The sequence below is a fragment of the Gemmatimonadaceae bacterium genome, assembly GCA_035606695.1.
GTDB lineage: Bacteria > Gemmatimonadota > Gemmatimonadetes > Gemmatimonadales > Gemmatimonadaceae > JAQBQB01.
Genome location: DATNEW010000020.1, coordinates 113,410 through 129,016, shown reverse-complemented (window position 1 = coordinate 129,016; position 15,607 = coordinate 113,410). Strand labels below are relative to the sequence as shown.

General features: G+C 65.5%; 12 protein-coding genes. 6 read left to right on the top strand and 6 right to left on the bottom strand.

The genetic code is table 11. The annotated features are described in order from the left end of the window. Positions 1 to 3 precede the first annotated feature (3 nt). From VN706_08865 to VN706_08855, 3 genes are read right to left on the bottom strand one after another with little or no spacing between them, the layout of a single operon-like run. A complete protein-coding gene (locus tag VN706_08865; GenBank protein ID HXT15728.1) occupies positions 4 to 3,042 on the bottom strand; it encodes an aminotransferase class III-fold pyridoxal phosphate-dependent enzyme in 3,039 nt (1,012 codons plus the stop codon). Between the two features lie 10 nt (positions 3,043 to 3,052). Then, the gene (locus VN706_08860; GenBank protein HXT15727.1) at positions 3,053 to 3,634 is read right to left on the bottom strand and encodes a hypothetical protein; all 582 of its coding nucleotides are present in this window, start codon (positions 3,632 to 3,634) and stop codon (positions 3,053 to 3,055) included. Continuing rightward, entirely contained in the window at positions 3,631 to 4,977 is a 1,347-nt protein-coding gene (locus VN706_08855) for an amino acid permease (protein HXT15726.1), read from the bottom strand. The genes VN706_08860 and VN706_08855 overlap by 4 nt, the downstream gene beginning before the upstream one ends. 179 nt (positions 4,978 to 5,156) lie before the next feature. Here VN706_08855 and VN706_08850 point away from each other — a divergent pair, with 179 nt between their 5' ends. Further along, a complete protein-coding gene (locus VN706_08850; protein HXT15725.1) occupies positions 5,157 to 5,870 on the top strand; it encodes a DUF4386 family protein in 714 nt (237 codons plus the stop codon). 36 nt (positions 5,871 to 5,906) lie between these two features. On the opposite strand, the gene VN706_08845 is transcribed toward VN706_08850, so the two are convergent. Both VN706_08845 and VN706_08840 read right to left on the bottom strand, forming a co-directional pair. Next, positions 5,907 to 8,573: an ABC transporter permease gene (locus tag VN706_08845; GenBank protein ID HXT15724.1), complete on the bottom strand. Its 2,667-nt coding sequence runs from the start codon at positions 8,571 to 8,573 to the stop codon at positions 5,907 to 5,909. Further along, positions 8,570 to 8,917, bottom strand: coding sequence for a PadR family transcriptional regulator (locus VN706_08840; GenBank protein HXT15723.1), 348 nt, complete (start codon positions 8,915 to 8,917; stop codon positions 8,570 to 8,572). Before VN706_08840 ends, VN706_08845 begins: the two co-directional genes overlap by 4 nt. Positions 8,918 to 9,025: 108 nt before the next feature. On the opposite strand from VN706_08840, the gene VN706_08835 reads away from it, so the two are divergent. The 5 genes from VN706_08835 (at position 9,026) to VN706_08815 (ending at position 14,252) form a co-directional block, all read left to right on the top strand. Then, entirely contained in the window at positions 9,026 to 9,607 is a 582-nt protein-coding gene (locus VN706_08835; GenBank protein ID HXT15722.1) for an RNA polymerase sigma factor, read from the top strand. Beyond that, a complete protein-coding gene (locus VN706_08830) occupies positions 9,604 to 10,245 on the top strand; it encodes a hypothetical protein (protein ID HXT15721.1) in 642 nt (213 codons plus the stop codon). Before VN706_08835 ends, VN706_08830 begins: the two co-directional genes overlap by 4 nt. 22 nt (positions 10,246 to 10,267) lie before the next feature. Then, positions 10,268 to 11,947, top strand: coding sequence for a HEAT repeat domain-containing protein (locus VN706_08825; protein HXT15720.1), 1,680 nt, complete (start codon positions 10,268 to 10,270; stop codon positions 11,945 to 11,947). Next, positions 11,944 to 13,230 carry a HEAT repeat domain-containing protein gene (locus tag VN706_08820; protein HXT15719.1) on the top strand — a complete coding sequence of 429 codons (1,287 nt, stop codon included), beginning with the start codon at positions 11,944 to 11,946 and terminating at the stop codon, positions 13,228 to 13,230. The genes VN706_08825 and VN706_08820 overlap by 4 nt, the downstream gene beginning before the upstream one ends. A gap of 275 nt (positions 13,231 to 13,505) precedes the next feature. Further along, positions 13,506 to 14,252, top strand: coding sequence for a YIP1 family protein (locus tag VN706_08815; protein HXT15718.1), 747 nt, complete (start codon positions 13,506 to 13,508; stop codon positions 14,250 to 14,252). Positions 14,253 to 14,254: 2 nt separating this feature from the next. On the opposite strand, the gene VN706_08810 is transcribed toward VN706_08815, so the two are convergent. Next, complete coding sequence (locus VN706_08810; GenBank protein HXT15717.1) at positions 14,255 to 15,595, bottom strand: GGDEF domain-containing protein; 1,341 nt, start codon at positions 15,593 to 15,595, stop codon at positions 14,255 to 14,257. Positions 15,596 to 15,607 lie beyond the last annotated feature (12 nt).

Here is a 15,607-nt window from a genome sequence, read left to right as displayed (position 1 = left end):
GAATCATTGTAACTCGTCGAGCGATCGGACGAGTGCGTCGATGAGGATGTCGGCATCTCTCTCGTGAAATGGCATCGGTGGACGAATCTTCACGACATTGTGATACGGACCATCGGTTCCCAGCAGGACGCCTTGCTCGCGCATGCGGTTGGCGACGCACGACGCCTCGGCTCCGGCCGGCTCGAGCGTTTGGCGATCGCGCACCAGCTCGACGCCCAGAAAAAGTCCCGAGCCGCGAACGTCGCCAACGACAGGGTATCGGTCAATCATCGGGCGCAGCCGGTCGAGCAGATAGTCGCCGACGCGGCGTGCGTGCTGTTGCAGCTGCTCGTCGTTTACCACGTCGAGCACCGCGATTCCTACCGCGCACGACACGGTGTTGCCGCCGAACGTACTGAAATACTCCATGCCGTTGTCGAACGCATCCGCGATCGCGCGCGTGGTGGCGACCGCACCGATCGGATGTCCGTTGCCCAGTGGCTTGCCCATCACGACGATGTCGGGCACGACACCTTGATCCTGAAACGCCCAGAAGCTCGTTCCCATGCGACCCAAGCCGGTCTGCACTTCGTCGGCGATGCACACGCCGCCCTGCTTTCGAACATACTCATAGACGTTCGACAGATATCCGGGCGGCAACACGATCTGGCCGCCCACACTTGGGCATGTCTCGGCGATAAATGCCGCCGGCCGAAGAGCATGACGCACGAGCTCGTCGACGATCGCTCCGACACGCTCGGCGTACTTCGCTCCGGCTTGTGGATCGTTCGCCTTGTGCGGACCGCGGTACACGTCGGGCAGCGGCGCGACATGAACCCAGTCCGGCGCGCCGGCTCCGCCTGGTCCGGCGTGTTTGTACGGGCTCAGGTCGATGAGCGACGTCGTGTTGCCGTGATACGCTGCCTCGAGGACGATCGTGTCGTGTTGCTTCGTATAGGCGCGAGCCAGACGCAGCGCCAATTCGTTCGCCTCGCTCGCCGAATTGACGAAGTACGCAACCTCGAGCGATGGTGGCAGCGTAGCGAGCAGCTTCGACGCGTACTCCGTGAGAAGATCGTTGAGGTAGCGCGTGTTCGTATTGAGGACACGCATCTGCGCCGTCCCGGCTTCGACGACGCGGGGATGACAGTGGCCAACGTGCGGGACGTTGTTGTACGCATCGAGCAAGCATCGCCCTTCGTCGTCGTACAGATACTGCATCCAGCCGCGCACGACGCGCACCGGCTCGCGATACGCAATGCTGAGATTGCCGCCGATGCGTTCGCGCCGCCGGGAGTGTGTGGTGGATATCGGCGGCGGTGCATTCGGAAACGCCGACGCCGGCACCCCGACGATCAGATTTGGGTCGGGTGAGAGGCTGGTCCAGACGCGGCGCTGCGTCGGCCGCGCGACGCCGGGAAAGTCGGTTTCGAGTCCCAGCAGATCGACGATGATCTGCAAATGCAGATGCGGCGTCCACCCGACGTTCTCGCTCGCCGTCCCGAGGGTCGCGATCCGTTCGCCGGCCCGCACGCGTTTTCCAGCTTCGAGACCGCGCAGCGATTCACGACTCAGGTGCCCGTAAAGCGTGAAGAATTCCTGCCCGTCGTCGGTGGCGTGACGCAGAATGATGACCGGTCCGTAATCGAGCAGCGTCGCGTTGTCATGAAATGCGTGCACGACTCCGTCGAGCGGCGCGAAGACTGGCGTACCCGCCGGCGCGAACAGATCCAGGCCGATATGAATTGTGCGGTGCTCATCGGTCGGGCGCGGGCCGAGTGCGAATTCCGGCGCGACGTACAACAGCCGCGGCTCGTCGTATTGGCCGATCGACACGCGCACCCCCGCCCGCGCCATGAGTCCAAACACGTTCGACGTCAGCGAAGGCTCGTTGTTTTCGCCAACGTTTCCGGACAACATCGGACTCGCTATTCCGAGATCGAGCACGATCGTCGGCTCGATTCGCAGATCGATTCCGAGCACCGGCGCGAATGTCGCGCGCTTCAAATACTGCACGACGGCACTCGACGCCCGAAGCGGATCACCACCGGCCGCATCACGGAACACGCACTCGGCGAGCCGAAACGGAATGCGAGCGAGCAGCGGCAGCATCGCGCCGATCGCGGTCTGGCTCACGCCGAGATACGCGTTGTCGGGACGCCGGCGCTGCTGGTCGGCCGCGATGCACACGCTCGCGCATAATCGAATGCAGACGAGACCAAAGAGCGTCGACAGGTCATCGTCACTGGGAGGTCGGACACTGGAGAATCCCCGAACGACATGTGCGGCCACCGTCAGCGGGTCGTCGCTGCCGAGGATGGCGTACGCGATCGCGATCGCGAGGTCGGCGATGCGATACGTGTACACCATGTCGCCGAAGTCGACGATGCCGCTCACGCGTGCCGCGCACGCCGCGTTGTCTCGTGCGATGAGAATGTTATTGTCATTCAAATCACCGTGAACGACGCCGAGCGGCAAATGGTCGAGCAGCGGCCGCGTACGGGTGTCGAATTCGCCTGTCAGCTTCGCGAGGGTGCGCCGCAACGCTTCGTCGGCAACGAGATGCTGATGCTCCTCGACGATGGCACGCGCCCGAGCGACGTCCCAATAGAACTCGCGATGTGCCGCTGGATGATCGAAGGTCTCTAGCGCATCGCCAAGGGAGCCGACGACGCGGCCAAGGTCGAAGTGAAACTCTTGCGGGCGATTTGCCATCGATGACATCGGCCGGCCCGGCAGGACACTCACCGCCCAGATGGCGTGCTCGCGATGCGCCGTCGTAATCGTGGTCAGCTCAACCCCGTTCACCGTGGGAATAACGGACGGCGTTGGAGCACCACGCGACGCGAGATGGTCGAGCGCGCGCTGTTGAGCGTCGAGCATCGCACGATCCTCGAGCGCGTTCGCGATCTTGAGCACCAACCGCCGGCCATCGCCGCCCTCAATGAGGAAATTTTGATCGCGCTCGCTGGTCAGCGGCAGCGCTCTCCCGTTCACTCCATAGTGGTCGCGTGCGATGCGCTCGGCGTCGGCCGCCGACAATGACGGTGCGTGGTCAAGCATTCGCGATCTCCTAACGCTCGCCGCGCACGTCTTTCGGAACGTGTCCTTCGCGCGCCGCCCGCCACTCGCCGCCGTGCCGCACGACTTGGTAGGCGCGCTCGAAGCGCAACGACTCGGCATGGCCCGACGCCGGGGTGTCGTACTTCTGTGCGTAGAGATACACCTGAACAGAGTCTCGTACGATCGCGAACACCGGCGAGTAGCGAACGACATAACCGGGATACTGGGCCGCGCAACGCGGAGCGCCGCGCGTTCCGGTGAGTGGCGGCTCGCACGTACCCTTGATCGTGCCGCGACGCCGCAGCTCGGCCACCACGGCGTCGGGCACGCGACCCGCTTCGGCGAGTCCCGTTTCGCGCGGCAGCAACCGGCGATCGAGGAGCAGCGAGGTATTGTCCACGTCGAACGAGCCGCGCGCCGCCGCCTCGTATACGCGAGCCTGATCCGCCGCCGCGAGGGTGTCGACCGTGAGGCCGTGTCCGCGAACAAAGTTCGTGTCGCCGCTCTCGCACGCGGTGGCAGCAAACGCCGCGACGGCCGAAAACCTGAAGACGCGCCGGCGGACGCCGGCTCTCGCCGACGTCGCACTCATGCCGCCGAAGGCCGCGTTTTCCAGAACTGGTATACCAAAACTCCAATCAAGAGAATGCCGACGCCAATTCCGGCGTTGGCCGGATCGTGCAGCACAGTCGTCACGGAGATCGCCCAGCACGCGAGCACGAACAACCCGGTCGTCACCGGATGCAGCGGAACGCGCACCGCGTCGCGCGGCGGTCCCTCGCGCGCCCGAAACACAATAAGCGACGCACCGGTGAGCCCGAAGAACAAGACGTCGATCGCCACGACGTAATTCAGGATCTGATCGTACTTGCCCGTCAGCGCAATGGCCGCCGCCCACACGCCCTGCAGTACGATCGCAACGACAGGCACGCGCGACCGCTCGCCGAGTGTGCCGACGACCTTAAAGAAAACGCCGTCGCGGGCCATCGCGTAGTAGACCCGCGGCGCGGTCAGAATGCTCTGGCTGAGAAACCCAACCGTCGAGATCGCGATGCCCAGCGCGAGGACGCGCGCGCCGCGTTCGCCGAGCGCCATCCGCATCACGTCGGACGCCGGCGTCTTCGTGCTCGCCAGCCCGTCTACGCCGAGCACGTTCAGGCAGACCCACGTGACGCTCAAGTAAAGCACGATCACGGCGATGACCCCGATCAACAGCCCGCGCGGCAGATCGCGGCGTGGATCGCGCATCTCGCCGCTTACGAAGCTGGCCGTTTGCCACCCGCCGTACGCGAACAGCACCGGTACCATCGCGGTAGCGAGACCGATCGCGCCGCCCGAGTCACCCGCGTTCGCGGTCGCGCGTGTCGTCGTCACCGGGTGCGTCACACCAAACAACCCGACGACGATCAATATGCCGATCGCCGCGAGCTTGGTCAGCATGAGCGCGCTCTGCACGTTGCTGCCCGCGCGCACACCAACGCAGTTGATGATCGTCAGAATGCCCAGCGTGGATGCGGCCAGGACTTGCTCGGGCACGCCCAGGCCGGTGAGATCGCGAAAATAGCGGCCGAAAATGATCGCGGCGCCGGCCATGCCGCCCGTCTGCACGACCAGCAGCAACGTCCAACCATATAGGAAGGCGACGATGGGATGATATGCGTCGCGCAGATACGCGTACTGCCCGCCCACGCGCGGGCGCAATGCCGCCAGCTCGGCATACACGAACGCGCCGATCAAGGCGATCGCACCGCCAATGATCCATGCGCCGAGGACGAGGCCGGGCGTGTGCACCTGCCGCGCGACGACGCTGGGGTTGACGAAGATGCCGGCGCCGATGATGCCGCCCATCACGATCATCGTCGCGTCGAACAAACCCAGACGTCGCGCCAGCGTTGGTCCAGCGCCCAGCGGCGTCTCCTCGGCGGATGCGGTCATTGGCGCGCAGCATACGCCGGGCGGGCGGCGGGGTCAACTCGCCGCTGCATCCAATTGGCTTGCGCCCGACGTAATAGGCGCGATGTTCGTCGGCGGTACCCGCCGTTGCAGCAATGCCACGCGTCATCTCGCGTCATCTCGCGTCATCACGCGTCATCACGCGTCATCACGAGGCCCACATGACCAACACGGCCACAGGCATCATCTCGCAGGGCAGCTACACTCCCCCGTCGCACGTTGGATCGCAGCCGTCGGCGCGCATGCTCGCGCTGACGGGCTTGTTTGCGGCGGTCGCCATCATCGCCGGCATCGTCGCGGTCGGGTTCATCCCTGACCAATTAAACGTGTCGGCCGTGGACAAAGCGTTGGTGCAAATCGAGGCGCACCATCGCGCGGAAGAAATCGCCGGCTGGATGTTCGCTGTCGGCCTCGCGGCGGTGATCCCGTTCACCTGGCTGGTGGTGCGCACGCTCGGTGAAACCGTTCGCACGCCGGCGACCGTGGGTGCCTGGATCATCACGGTCGGCGTCACGGCCAATGTGGTCGGCGGTCTCACGATGGTTGCCTTGGGGCATACCGTAGCGCCGGCGCTCGCCGACCCCGCGATGAAGTCTGTGGCGGTCGCGTTCATTGGGCTCGGTGTCGCGATCGACTCGATGTACAATCTTTCGCTGGGCATCGGCATGCTGATGATCGGCCGGGCGATGCGCCACAGCGAGTGGCCGAGATGGCTGGCGAATCTCGCGCTGGCGGCGGGCGCCTTGTCGCTCCCCGTTGCGCTGGAGTGGTACTCGCCCGCGGCCGCCGTCGTGCAATATGCGAGCGGTACGTTGTATCTCGTGTGGGCGATCGGAACGAGCGTGGTGGCACTCCGGCGGCTGAACCGTACCTAGCCGATTCGTGCCTCGCCCGTCGCGTTGAAGCCAACACTACTCCGCCCGCAGCGCGAGCGACGGATCGACCTTCGTCGCTCGGCGCGCGGGCAAGATGGTCGCGCCGAGTGCGACCACCGTCAGCACCGCGCCGACGCCGAGGTACGTGACCGGATCGCGCGTCGTCACACCATACAAGAGCTGCTGGGCAAATCGTCCCGCGAGAAGCGCCGCGACTGTGCCGAGCGCGACGCCCGCCGCCGCCATGAATGCCCCGTGCCGCAGAACCAGCGCCACGAGACTCCCCGGCTGCGCGCCGAGCGCCATGCGAATGCCCATCTCGCGCGTGCGCTGAGCGACCGAGTAGCTGACGACGCCGTAGATGCCGACAATGCTGAGCAGCAACGCCGCGAGCGCGAACGTGCCGATGAGATAGAGTGGAAAGCGACGCATGAACACCGACGGTGATTCGGTGATCAAATCGTCCATCGGCCGCACGGGCGTGAACGCGGCATCGGCGTCGATCGAGGCGAGCGCGCGGCGCAACGACCGCTCGATCTGGCTCGCGTCGGCCGACGTGCGTATGACCGCGGCCATGCCCGCCTGAGAAATGCTCCCGAACTCCAGGTACATCGTCGGCGGAATCTTGTCCTCGATGTTGCCGATCGGCACGTCGTTGACTTCACCAACCACGGTTCCTGTATCCGTGCCGAGGATGATGCGCTGGCCGACCATGCTTCGGCCGCCGAAGTACGCCGCCGCGAGCGCGTGATTCACGATCGCCATGAGCGGCTGCGTCGTGTCGTTCACCGCGCGATACACCGCGCCATCGATGAAGCGAATGCCCGCGACGCGAAAGTAGTCGGGCGTCGTCGCGCGATAACTCGCGCTCAAGAACTTTCCCGGCGCGGTCTGCGGTTGCCCCGCGATCAGGAAGCCGAGCGAGTTGCCGAAGTCGAGCGGCAGCTTGGACACGAGACCGACACCCTCGACGCCCGGAATTTCGCGCACACCATTCTCGAAGCGGCGCATCGCGCCGATCTGCGATTGAGTCGTGGAATATCGACTCGCTGGAAACACGACCGTCGTCGTGAGCAAACGGTCGGTACGGAAGCCCGGATCGATCGCGAGCAGCCGGACCATGCTGCGGCCGAAGAGCAGCGCGCCGGACAGCAGTACGACCGTGAGTGCGATCTCACCAACGACCAATGCATCGCGCAAACGACTTGCGGCAGCACTGGCGCCGCGGCTTCCCTGCTTGAGCGCATCGTGAAGTCGCGGCCGAATCATCCCAAGCGCGGGAGCGACGCCGAAGCCAACGCCCGCCGCGAGCGACACGAGCATCGCGTACGCGACGACTCGCCCATCGATGCCCACGGATGACAGCGGCGGCAGCCCGCGAATTGGAGTTGCCGGCAAAAGACTCAGCAACGCCTCGACCACGAGCTTCGCCACGGCGATCGCGAGCACGCCGCCGCACAGCGCAAGGACGATGCTTTCGGTAAGAAGTTGGCGAACGAGACGCGTCTTGCCGGCGCCGAGTGCGACGCGAACTGCCATTTCCCGCTGCCGGTCCGCGCCGCGAATGAGCAACAGATTCGCCACGTTGACGCACGCGATGAGCAGCACCACGAGCACGGCGCCGTACAACAACAGCAGGATCGGTCGAACCGATCCCACCAACTCGTCGCGCAACGGTCTGACTTGAGCGGTTCGCTCGGCGTTCGATCGAGGATTCTCACGCGCGAGATCGCGCATGATGTCGTTCATGTCGGCATCCGCGAGCGCCACGGTTGCACCCGGCTCGAGGCGCGCCACGACGTTCAACCAGTGATTGCCGCGTTGCTCGCGTGCGGATTGCCCGCGGTCGATCGGAATCCAGACGTTGGCCGCGCTCTGCCGCGCGAAGACGAAATTCCGCGGCAGGACGCCGACAATGGTTCGTGGCGTTCCATCGAGTACGATGGATTGGCCAACGACGTTCGTGCTGCCGGCGAACCGGGTTTGCCAGAAGCCGTAGCTCAGCATCGCCACCTTCGGCGCGCCAACGGCGTCTTCGCCCGCGATGAAGTTGCGACCGAGCGCGGCATGCACGCCGAGCACGTCGAAGAAGTTGGCGGTGGCTTTCGCGCCGCCGATCGTCGCCGGATGCGCACCGCCGAGCAGGAACCCACCGCCCTGGTAGCCGGCCATGTCGATGAACGTCTTGTTTCGCGCGCGCCAATCGAGGTAGTCGGGATACGACGCTTCCGATCGATTGTCGACGGCCGAGTGATACGTCTCCCACAAGTGCACGAGCCGGTCGGGTTCGGCGAACGGCAACGGTTTAAGCAACACGGAGTCGACGACGCTGAAGATCGCGACGTTGACGCCAATGCCGAGCGCGATCGTGAGGATCACGGTCGCGCTGAATGCCGGCCGCGCGCGCAGACCGCGGAATGCGAAGCGAACGTCCTGCGTCCACGACGCGAGCCACTCGCGGATCGCCACGCGTCCGACTCGCCGCCGGTCGATCTCGGCGAGCTCGGCACGCGCGGCGGTGACGTCGCCGTATTCGTCCAAGGCGAGTCGCCGGGCGTCGGCGGCCGAATATCCCGCGCGCACGAGCTCGTCCGTACGTGCATCGAGATGGAAGCGCATCTCGTCGTCGATCTCGGTGCGAACGGAATGACGAGTCGAGTCGATGTGGAACAGCTTGCGCGGTTGATGGTTCCGGTCGCTCATCGTGGATGCTCCGGCTCATTAACGACTTTGAGAATCTTGAACATGGCCGTGGCGTAGGCCGTGAAGTCGGCGGTCTTGTGCGCCAACTGCTTTCGCCCGGCGGCCGTGAGCTCGTAGTACTTCGCCTTGCGGTTGTTCTCGGAGAGGCCCCAGGAGGCCGTGATCCAGCCGCGCTCCTCGAGGCGATGGAGGGCGACGTAGAGCGCCCGGTCCTCGACCTGGATGGTCCCGTCGCTCGTGTCCTTGATCCATCGGGCGACGGCATAGCCGTGGCGCGGTCCCCAGGACAACGTTTTGAGGACCAGGGTGTCGAGCGTACCCTGGAGCAGTTCGAGATTGGGCAATTGACTCCCCGGAAGGGTTCCGGGGAGTTAGATGGCTGATCTGTGAAAAAGGTTGCTTTGGTGGGCATCGAACCCTTTTCAGCCCACCTGCATCTAACCAGGCAACACGTGACCAAATCAGTCGTTGCCCTCCACTCAGCCTACCGGGTGAGCGAACCCGATCTGATCGCTCGGGTCCTTGCCGGAGACCGGATTGCGGCGCGCGAGCTCTACGACGCGCACTCGCCCCGGGTCTATCGTCTTGCCTTTCGGTTGACCGGAGACGCCGATCTGGCGCGTGAGTTCACGCAGGACACGTTCGTCCGGGCGTTCGGGCAGCTCGCGAAGTTCCGCGGCGACTCGGCGCTCTCCACCTGGCTGCATCGCATCACCGTCACCGTGGTGGCCAACGCGATGCGCAAGGTGAAGCGGTTCAGGGAACGGGAAACGGACCTCGAGGACGTGCATCCGTTCAGCTCAGACAGCGCGGGAGTCGACCCCGTCCTGCGCGAGCGCCTGCATCGCGCGATCGAAGACCTACCTGAGATCTATCGAACCACTGTGATCATGCACGACATCGAAGGCTATACCCACACCGAGATCGCGGCAGTGCTCGGCGTGGCGGAAGGAACCTGCAAGAGCCGGCTCTCTCAGGCGCGCGCGCAACTTCGCGCGACGCTCAGCGATCTGGCCCCGGAGTTGGAGTCATGAAGGAAGACCGTTTCGAATCATTGATGCGCGATGCCGCGCAGACGTTTCGCCGGCCGCCCGAGCCGGACCTGGACGCAATCTGGGATGGCATCGAGCGCGAGTTGGCGCCGGCGACGCGCGAGACGACACAGTCGCCGTCTCGGATGTGGCGCGTGGCGTCGACCATCTCGGTCATTGCGGCGACCTTGGTCATTGGCATCGTCCTCGGACGGGTGTCGATGCGGCGCGACAGCGCCGTGAGTGGTGTGGGGGCAGTCACCAAGGTTGCCGCAGTGGCGACCGCCGACAGCTCGCTGAGCGCGCCGTACGACGTCGAAACGTCTCGCTATCTCGGACAGACCGCGGCGCTGTTGATCGCGCTGCCGTCCGAGGTGCGCGCCGGCCGCGCCGACGAACAGTTCGTCGGCCGCGCGTCGGAGCTGCTGACGCGCACGCGTCTGTTGCTCGACTCGCCGGCGGCGAGCGATGCCGAGATGCGCAGCCTGCTCGAGGATCTCGAGCTGGTGCTCGCGCAGATCGTCCGCCTGCAAAACGATACCACGAGCCGTACCGAGCTGGATCTCATCAACCGCGCGCTGCAACAGCGCGACGTCATGCCGCGGCTGCGCACCGCAGCCGCCGACATCTCTGCGAACTGAAGCACACAAGAGGATACGAGCGATGAAATGCATCACGCTCTCCATGATGCTCACCTGGACCGCGGCCGCCGCGGTGGCCGCGGCGCAAACGCCGCCGGCACCGGTCCCGCCGGTGCAACCCGCGCAACCCGCTCCGGCGCCCCGCGCCTTGCGAGCCGTCAGAGTTCCGCCACGCGGCTTCGGCGAGATGGAGCTGGAGGAAATGAGCGCGGCCGACCGTGCGATGCGACCGTTAGCAATCGCACCGATGGCTCGCGTGGAGCGCATGGCCGAGATGGCGCAGATGGCGCCGATGGCTCCCATGGCGCCGATCGAGCCCATGCCGGCGATGGCCATCGACATGGGGTTTGGGCCGCGTGGCCCGGTCGCCGTACGCGTTGATCGCTTCGAGCGGCAGATGCCACCGCCGGGCTGGGCGCAGGGCGATCCAGCGGACTCGCTCTACAATCGAGCGCGCGAGGTCGTCGGACGCGGCGATTGGGGCCGTGCGGCGCAGATGTTCGCCGACCTCCAGAAGAACTACCCCAAGTCGGCGTACGAAAAAGATTCGCAGTACTGGGAAGCGTTTGCGCGCTACAAGATCGGTACGACGGACCAATTGAAACAGGCATCGAAGATTCTCGAGCCGCTGGCGTCGCAACTCTCGCCGTCGAACGGCGGCTCGTTCGCCTTCCGAAACGGCCGACGCACCAGCGACAACGAGATCCTGGCCCTCTACGCCCGCATCAATGGTGTGCTGGCGCAGCGCGGCGACAGCGATGCCGCGGCGAAAGTAGCCAAAGCCGCGGCGGCGCAGGGCGCACCGTGCGACCAGGAAGAGATCACCGTCCGCACCGAAGCGTTGAACGCGCTCAGCCAGATGGATCCGTCGCAGGCCATGCAGCTCCTGCGCCGGGTACTCGATCGCAAGGATGAATGCTCGTCGCAGCTTCGCCGGAACGCGGTCTTCATTCTGGGCCGCCGCGCGGACGCCGACGCCTCGGCGCTGCTGCTGCAGGTCGCCAAGAGCGATCCCGACGTGAGCGTGCGCAGCGAAGCCGTTTCGTATCTCGCGCGCACGCCGGGCGACGCCGGCATCAACGCGCTCGAGGACATTCTCAAGACGGAGCAGGACGAGCGCATTCAGCGCGCCGCCGTGCGCGCGCTCATGAGCAGCGACAATGCGCGCGCTCGCGCCAGCATGCGCTCGTTGATCGACCGCAAGGACGCGCCGCTCAACTTGCGCATCGAAGCGATCGGCAGCTTCAACTCCGAGCGCGCCTCGAGTGACGACGCGGCGTATCTGCGCGGCCTCTACGGCAGGGCGGACAACGACCGGATCAAGGAAGCGGTCGTGAGCGCGCTGTCACGTATGGGTGGAACCGAGAACGACCAGTTCCTGCTCGGAATCATCCGCAACTCCAACGAGCCGAGCGCCGCGCGCTCGGCGGCGCTGGCACGGCTCGCCCGATCGCCAAGCACGACGACGGCTGACATCGTGAAGCTCTACGACGCGTCGGCGGAATCGTACGAGGTTCGCACGCGGCTCATCAGCATCCTCGGCAACCGGAAGGATCAGGAATCGACGGACAAGCTGATCGACATCGTGAAGAACAGCACGGTGATCAATCATCGCACGCAGGCGATCAACGCGTTGATGAACAAGAAGGATCCGCGCGCCACTCAGGCGCTCACGGACGTCCTCGACGGGAAGAAGCCATGATTCGCCACTTCCAATTCGTTCTGGCCGCGGCGATCGTCGCCGCGGCCGCGCCGACGGTTCGCGCACAGTCACTGGAAGCCCGGGTGAATGGCGCGCCCGACGGCCGCGTGCAATTCAGTTTCGCCGCACGTCCCGGCGTCTGCGGCAACGGGCGGACCTACTACTCGACCAGCCCGGGCAACTACAACGGCACGTTCTACAGCAACTCCGATATACGGATGGAGCCGTGCGTCGCCGGTCCGGTGCGCGTCGTCATCGATCGCGCGGACAAGCTCCCGCTGTCGGTACAAACCTACGTCGGTCCGCTGGACTCGACGCAGCGCGGCACCACCGATCTCGGTCGGGTGCGCGCGCAGGACGCCGTGGACTACTTGCTGTCGCTCGCCACGAAGGTCGAAGGGCGCGCGGGACGCGAAGCCATCAGTCCCGCCATGCTCGCCGACAGCGCGAACAGCGCGTCGCAGCTGGTGGCGATCGCGCGCAACACCGCCCTGCCGCGCGAGACACGCCGCACCGCGCTCAACTACATGGGCCGCTCGACCGACGGAATGCAGACGATTCCGTCCAGCGTCACCGATCCGATTCTCGCGATCGCGCGCGACGAGCAGGACAACCAGAACGTGCGCCAGGGTGCGCTCGGAGTCCTGGGCCGGCTCGATCACGGCGCCGGCATTCCGTCGCTGATTCAACTTTCTCAACAGACGGAAAGCTCGTGGCTCGCGCGCGAGTCGATGCAAGCGCTCGCGAGCTCGGGCGACCCGCGCGCGCGGCAGTATCTGCGCACCGCGGTCCGTCGCACCGATCTGCCCGACGACGTGTTGACCGTCGCGCTGCGTTCGCTCGGCCAGCAGTACGCGACGGCCCAGGATGCCGCGCTCCTGCGCGAGCGCTACCCGACGCTCACGAGCGATCGCTCGCACGAGGCAGTGTTCTCGGCGCTCGCGGAGATGGGTGGGGCGGAGAACGTGAAATGGCTATTGGCCCTGGCGCAGAACGCGAATGAATCGCTGTCACTCAGGCGTCGCGCGGCCGATGCGGCGAATCGCGCCGGCGCGCCGATCGGCGAGATGATCAAGCTGTACGACACGACCACCGATCCCAGCATGAAGCAAACGTTGATCAGCATCTACGTGCGCAACGGTGAGCGCGCGGCGACGGACAAGCTGATCTCGATCGTGAAGGGCGAGGAGAACCTGTCGGTGCGCCGCAGCGCGATCAACCAGCTGTCACGCTCGGACGATCCACGCATCAAGCAGGCGTTGCAGGATCTGGTGGTGCGATAGGCAACCGCATGTCATCCCGAGCGGAGCGAGGGATCTACCGTGATCGGCGAGGGGACGTCTCTCTATCGGGATGAAAGATTCCTCGCCTTCGGCTCGGAATGACAGACGCCTTCGGCTTGGAATGACAACGTACTTTGCACCGCGAGCAGCCAGGCGTCATTCGCCTGGCTGCTTTTGTTTCAAACCCGACGAACTTGTTCCCCGGCGCCTTCGCGTCGTATCATGATGTGCCGTACGCTGCGCGCCGAACCATGACAGGCCGAGGGAACTGACCGATGACGACTGCCGCCGAGCCGACAACGCCTCCGCCGGTACCTGTGGCCGAGAAGGCGTCGTTCTGGGAAGACCTGATCGACATTTTCTATCAACCGCGCGCCGTGTTCGAGCGGCGGCGCAACGCCAGCGCATGGCCGCCGTTCCTCTTCGTCGTGATCGCGATCGGTGTCATCACGTTCGCCACATATAGCACGCTGGAGCCGGCGATCACCGCCGACATGCAACGTGTGATGGCCAAGTCGATGGCGCAGAATCCGCAAATGACGCAGGAGATGGCGGACCGCACCATCTCCATGCAGGCGACGTTCGGCCGGTACATCGCGCCGCTGTTCCTCGGAATCCTCATCGCGATCGTCGGGCTCGCGGCGTGGCTGGTGAGCAAGATGTTCAGCGGGCGCGAAGGTGCGGGACAGGCGATCATGATCACGTCGTACGCCTACATGCCCCGTGTTCTCGGCGCGATCGCGACGGGGGTCATGGGGCTGCTGATGGACCCGGCCAAGCTGACCTCGATGACAGTATTCTCATTGGGACCGGCGCACTTTGCCGATTCGACGACGACGTCGCCCCTCGTGATGGCCGTGCTCCAGCGACTCGAGATCCCGCTCCTCTGGGAGACGGTGCTGCTCGCGATCGGCGTCGCTGTTCTTGGAAAGATCTCGCGCGGCAAGGCCACCGCGTTCGGGATTCTGATGTGGGTATTGGGCGGTCTCTGGCAGTTCCGGACCGCATTTCTACAGTCCTAGGCTCAGCGCATCGCCACGAAGCTCGTCCACGGCGGCGTTGCGTTGGAGCGAATGCCCGGCGCCCACATGATCACGCGATTGCGGCCGAGGCGCTTGGCAACGTAGAGCGCCTCGTCGCCGCGCGCGCGAAGTGCGGCACCGACGTGCGCATCCGTCACCTGCTCGCAGGCGATGCCGATGCTCACCGTGATCTTGAGCCGCCCGCGCACCGTGCGGAATGCGTGGTCGCGCACGGTCGTCATCACGCGCTCCGCCACGACGCCGGCCGTCTCGTTGTCCGCGCCGGGCAGCAACACCACGAACTCCTCGCCGCCGACGCGCGCGACGACGTCGCCCGCGCGCGAGGACTGCGACAGCAATTCCGCCAGCTCGCGAAGCACCGCGTCGCCGGCGAGATGGCCCGCGGTGTCATTGATCGCCTTGAAGTGATCGATGTCGATGGCGAGCAGCGCGATCTCGCCGCCGCGCCGCACGGCGACACGGATCGCCTGATGAATGGCGTGCTCCAATCCGCGGCGATTGAGACATCCGGTGAGCGTATCGCTCATCACGAGGTTCGCGAGCTCGGAACGCAGATGGTTGTACGAGCGGCCAAGCAGCGTGATGCCGTCGGGCTCGTGATCGGGCTCTTCGATGAACGTGCGTGAGAAGTCACCCCGCTGCGCGCCGGCGAAGAGGTCGACGAGCACGGTGAGTCGACGTGTCGCGCTGGCCTGAAGCGCCATGCCGTTCAGTGCCACGACGAGGTACAGCGCGAGCAGCCACCCTTCCTCGACCCATGCGACGTTCATCCCGCGCTCCCAGGCGCTGAAGACCAGCGCCGCGTAGCCGATCGTCGATGCCACCACGACCGTCACCGCGGAGGATCGTCCGAAGAACATCTGGGTGAATTGCAACGCGAGCAACGTGAGCAGCAGCGCGCGCGGGTAAAACGCCGGCGACGTGACGAATCCGATCGTCACGAAGATCGCCACGACGTCGATCAACGCGATGCCGACGAGCACTGGTCGCGACACCTGGTGGCGCCGCTCGACGTCGACGGTGATCAACGCGACCACGGCGATGTACGCGGGAACGACGACGAGAATCGGCCACACCGGACCGGCGACGATGTGCGTGACACGCAGCAGCACGCCGACCAGACCAATCGCGACCGCGATCATCAGCCGCCGCGACGACTGCCAGACGATGATCTCCGCGTTGTTCAGCATCCCGACGCGTCGCGCGTACGGCGAACGCCCGATCAGGGCGCCGAGCGACGCGAGTGCGGGATCGGTGAGCGATCGACGCGGCTCCGACGGTGAGTGCGGTTTGGCGGGCGAGGGACTCGGTGGGGGGACCAAACAACTCTCGCG

Bases quoted from the DNA above. Each gene is read 5' to 3' on its own strand.
- VN706_08815 (HXT15718.1), top strand. From the start codon at position 13,506: ATGACGACTGCCGCCGAGCCGACAACGCCTCCGCCGGTACCTGTGGCC.
- VN706_08845 (HXT15724.1), bottom strand. From the start codon at position 8,573: ATGAGCGACCGGAACCATCAACCGCGCAAGCTGTTCCACATCGACTCG.
- VN706_08865 (HXT15728.1), bottom strand. From the start codon at position 3,042: ATGCTTGACCACGCACCGTCATTGTCGGCGGCCGACGCCGAGCGCATC.
- VN706_08820 (HXT15719.1), top strand. From the start codon at position 11,944: ATGATTCGCCACTTCCAATTCGTTCTGGCCGCGGCGATCGTCGCCGCG.
- VN706_08860 (HXT15727.1), bottom strand. From the start codon at position 3,634: ATGAGTGCGACGTCGGCGAGAGCCGGCGTCCGCCGGCGCGTCTTCAGG.
- VN706_08855 (HXT15726.1), bottom strand. From the start codon at position 4,977: ATGACCGCATCCGCCGAGGAGACGCCGCTGGGCGCTGGACCAACGCTG.
- VN706_08850 (HXT15725.1), top strand. From the start codon at position 5,157: ATGACCAACACGGCCACAGGCATCATCTCGCAGGGCAGCTACACTCCC.
- VN706_08830 (HXT15721.1), top strand. From the start codon at position 9,604: ATGAAGGAAGACCGTTTCGAATCATTGATGCGCGATGCCGCGCAGACG.
- VN706_08825 (HXT15720.1), top strand. From the start codon at position 10,268: ATGAAATGCATCACGCTCTCCATGATGCTCACCTGGACCGCGGCCGCC.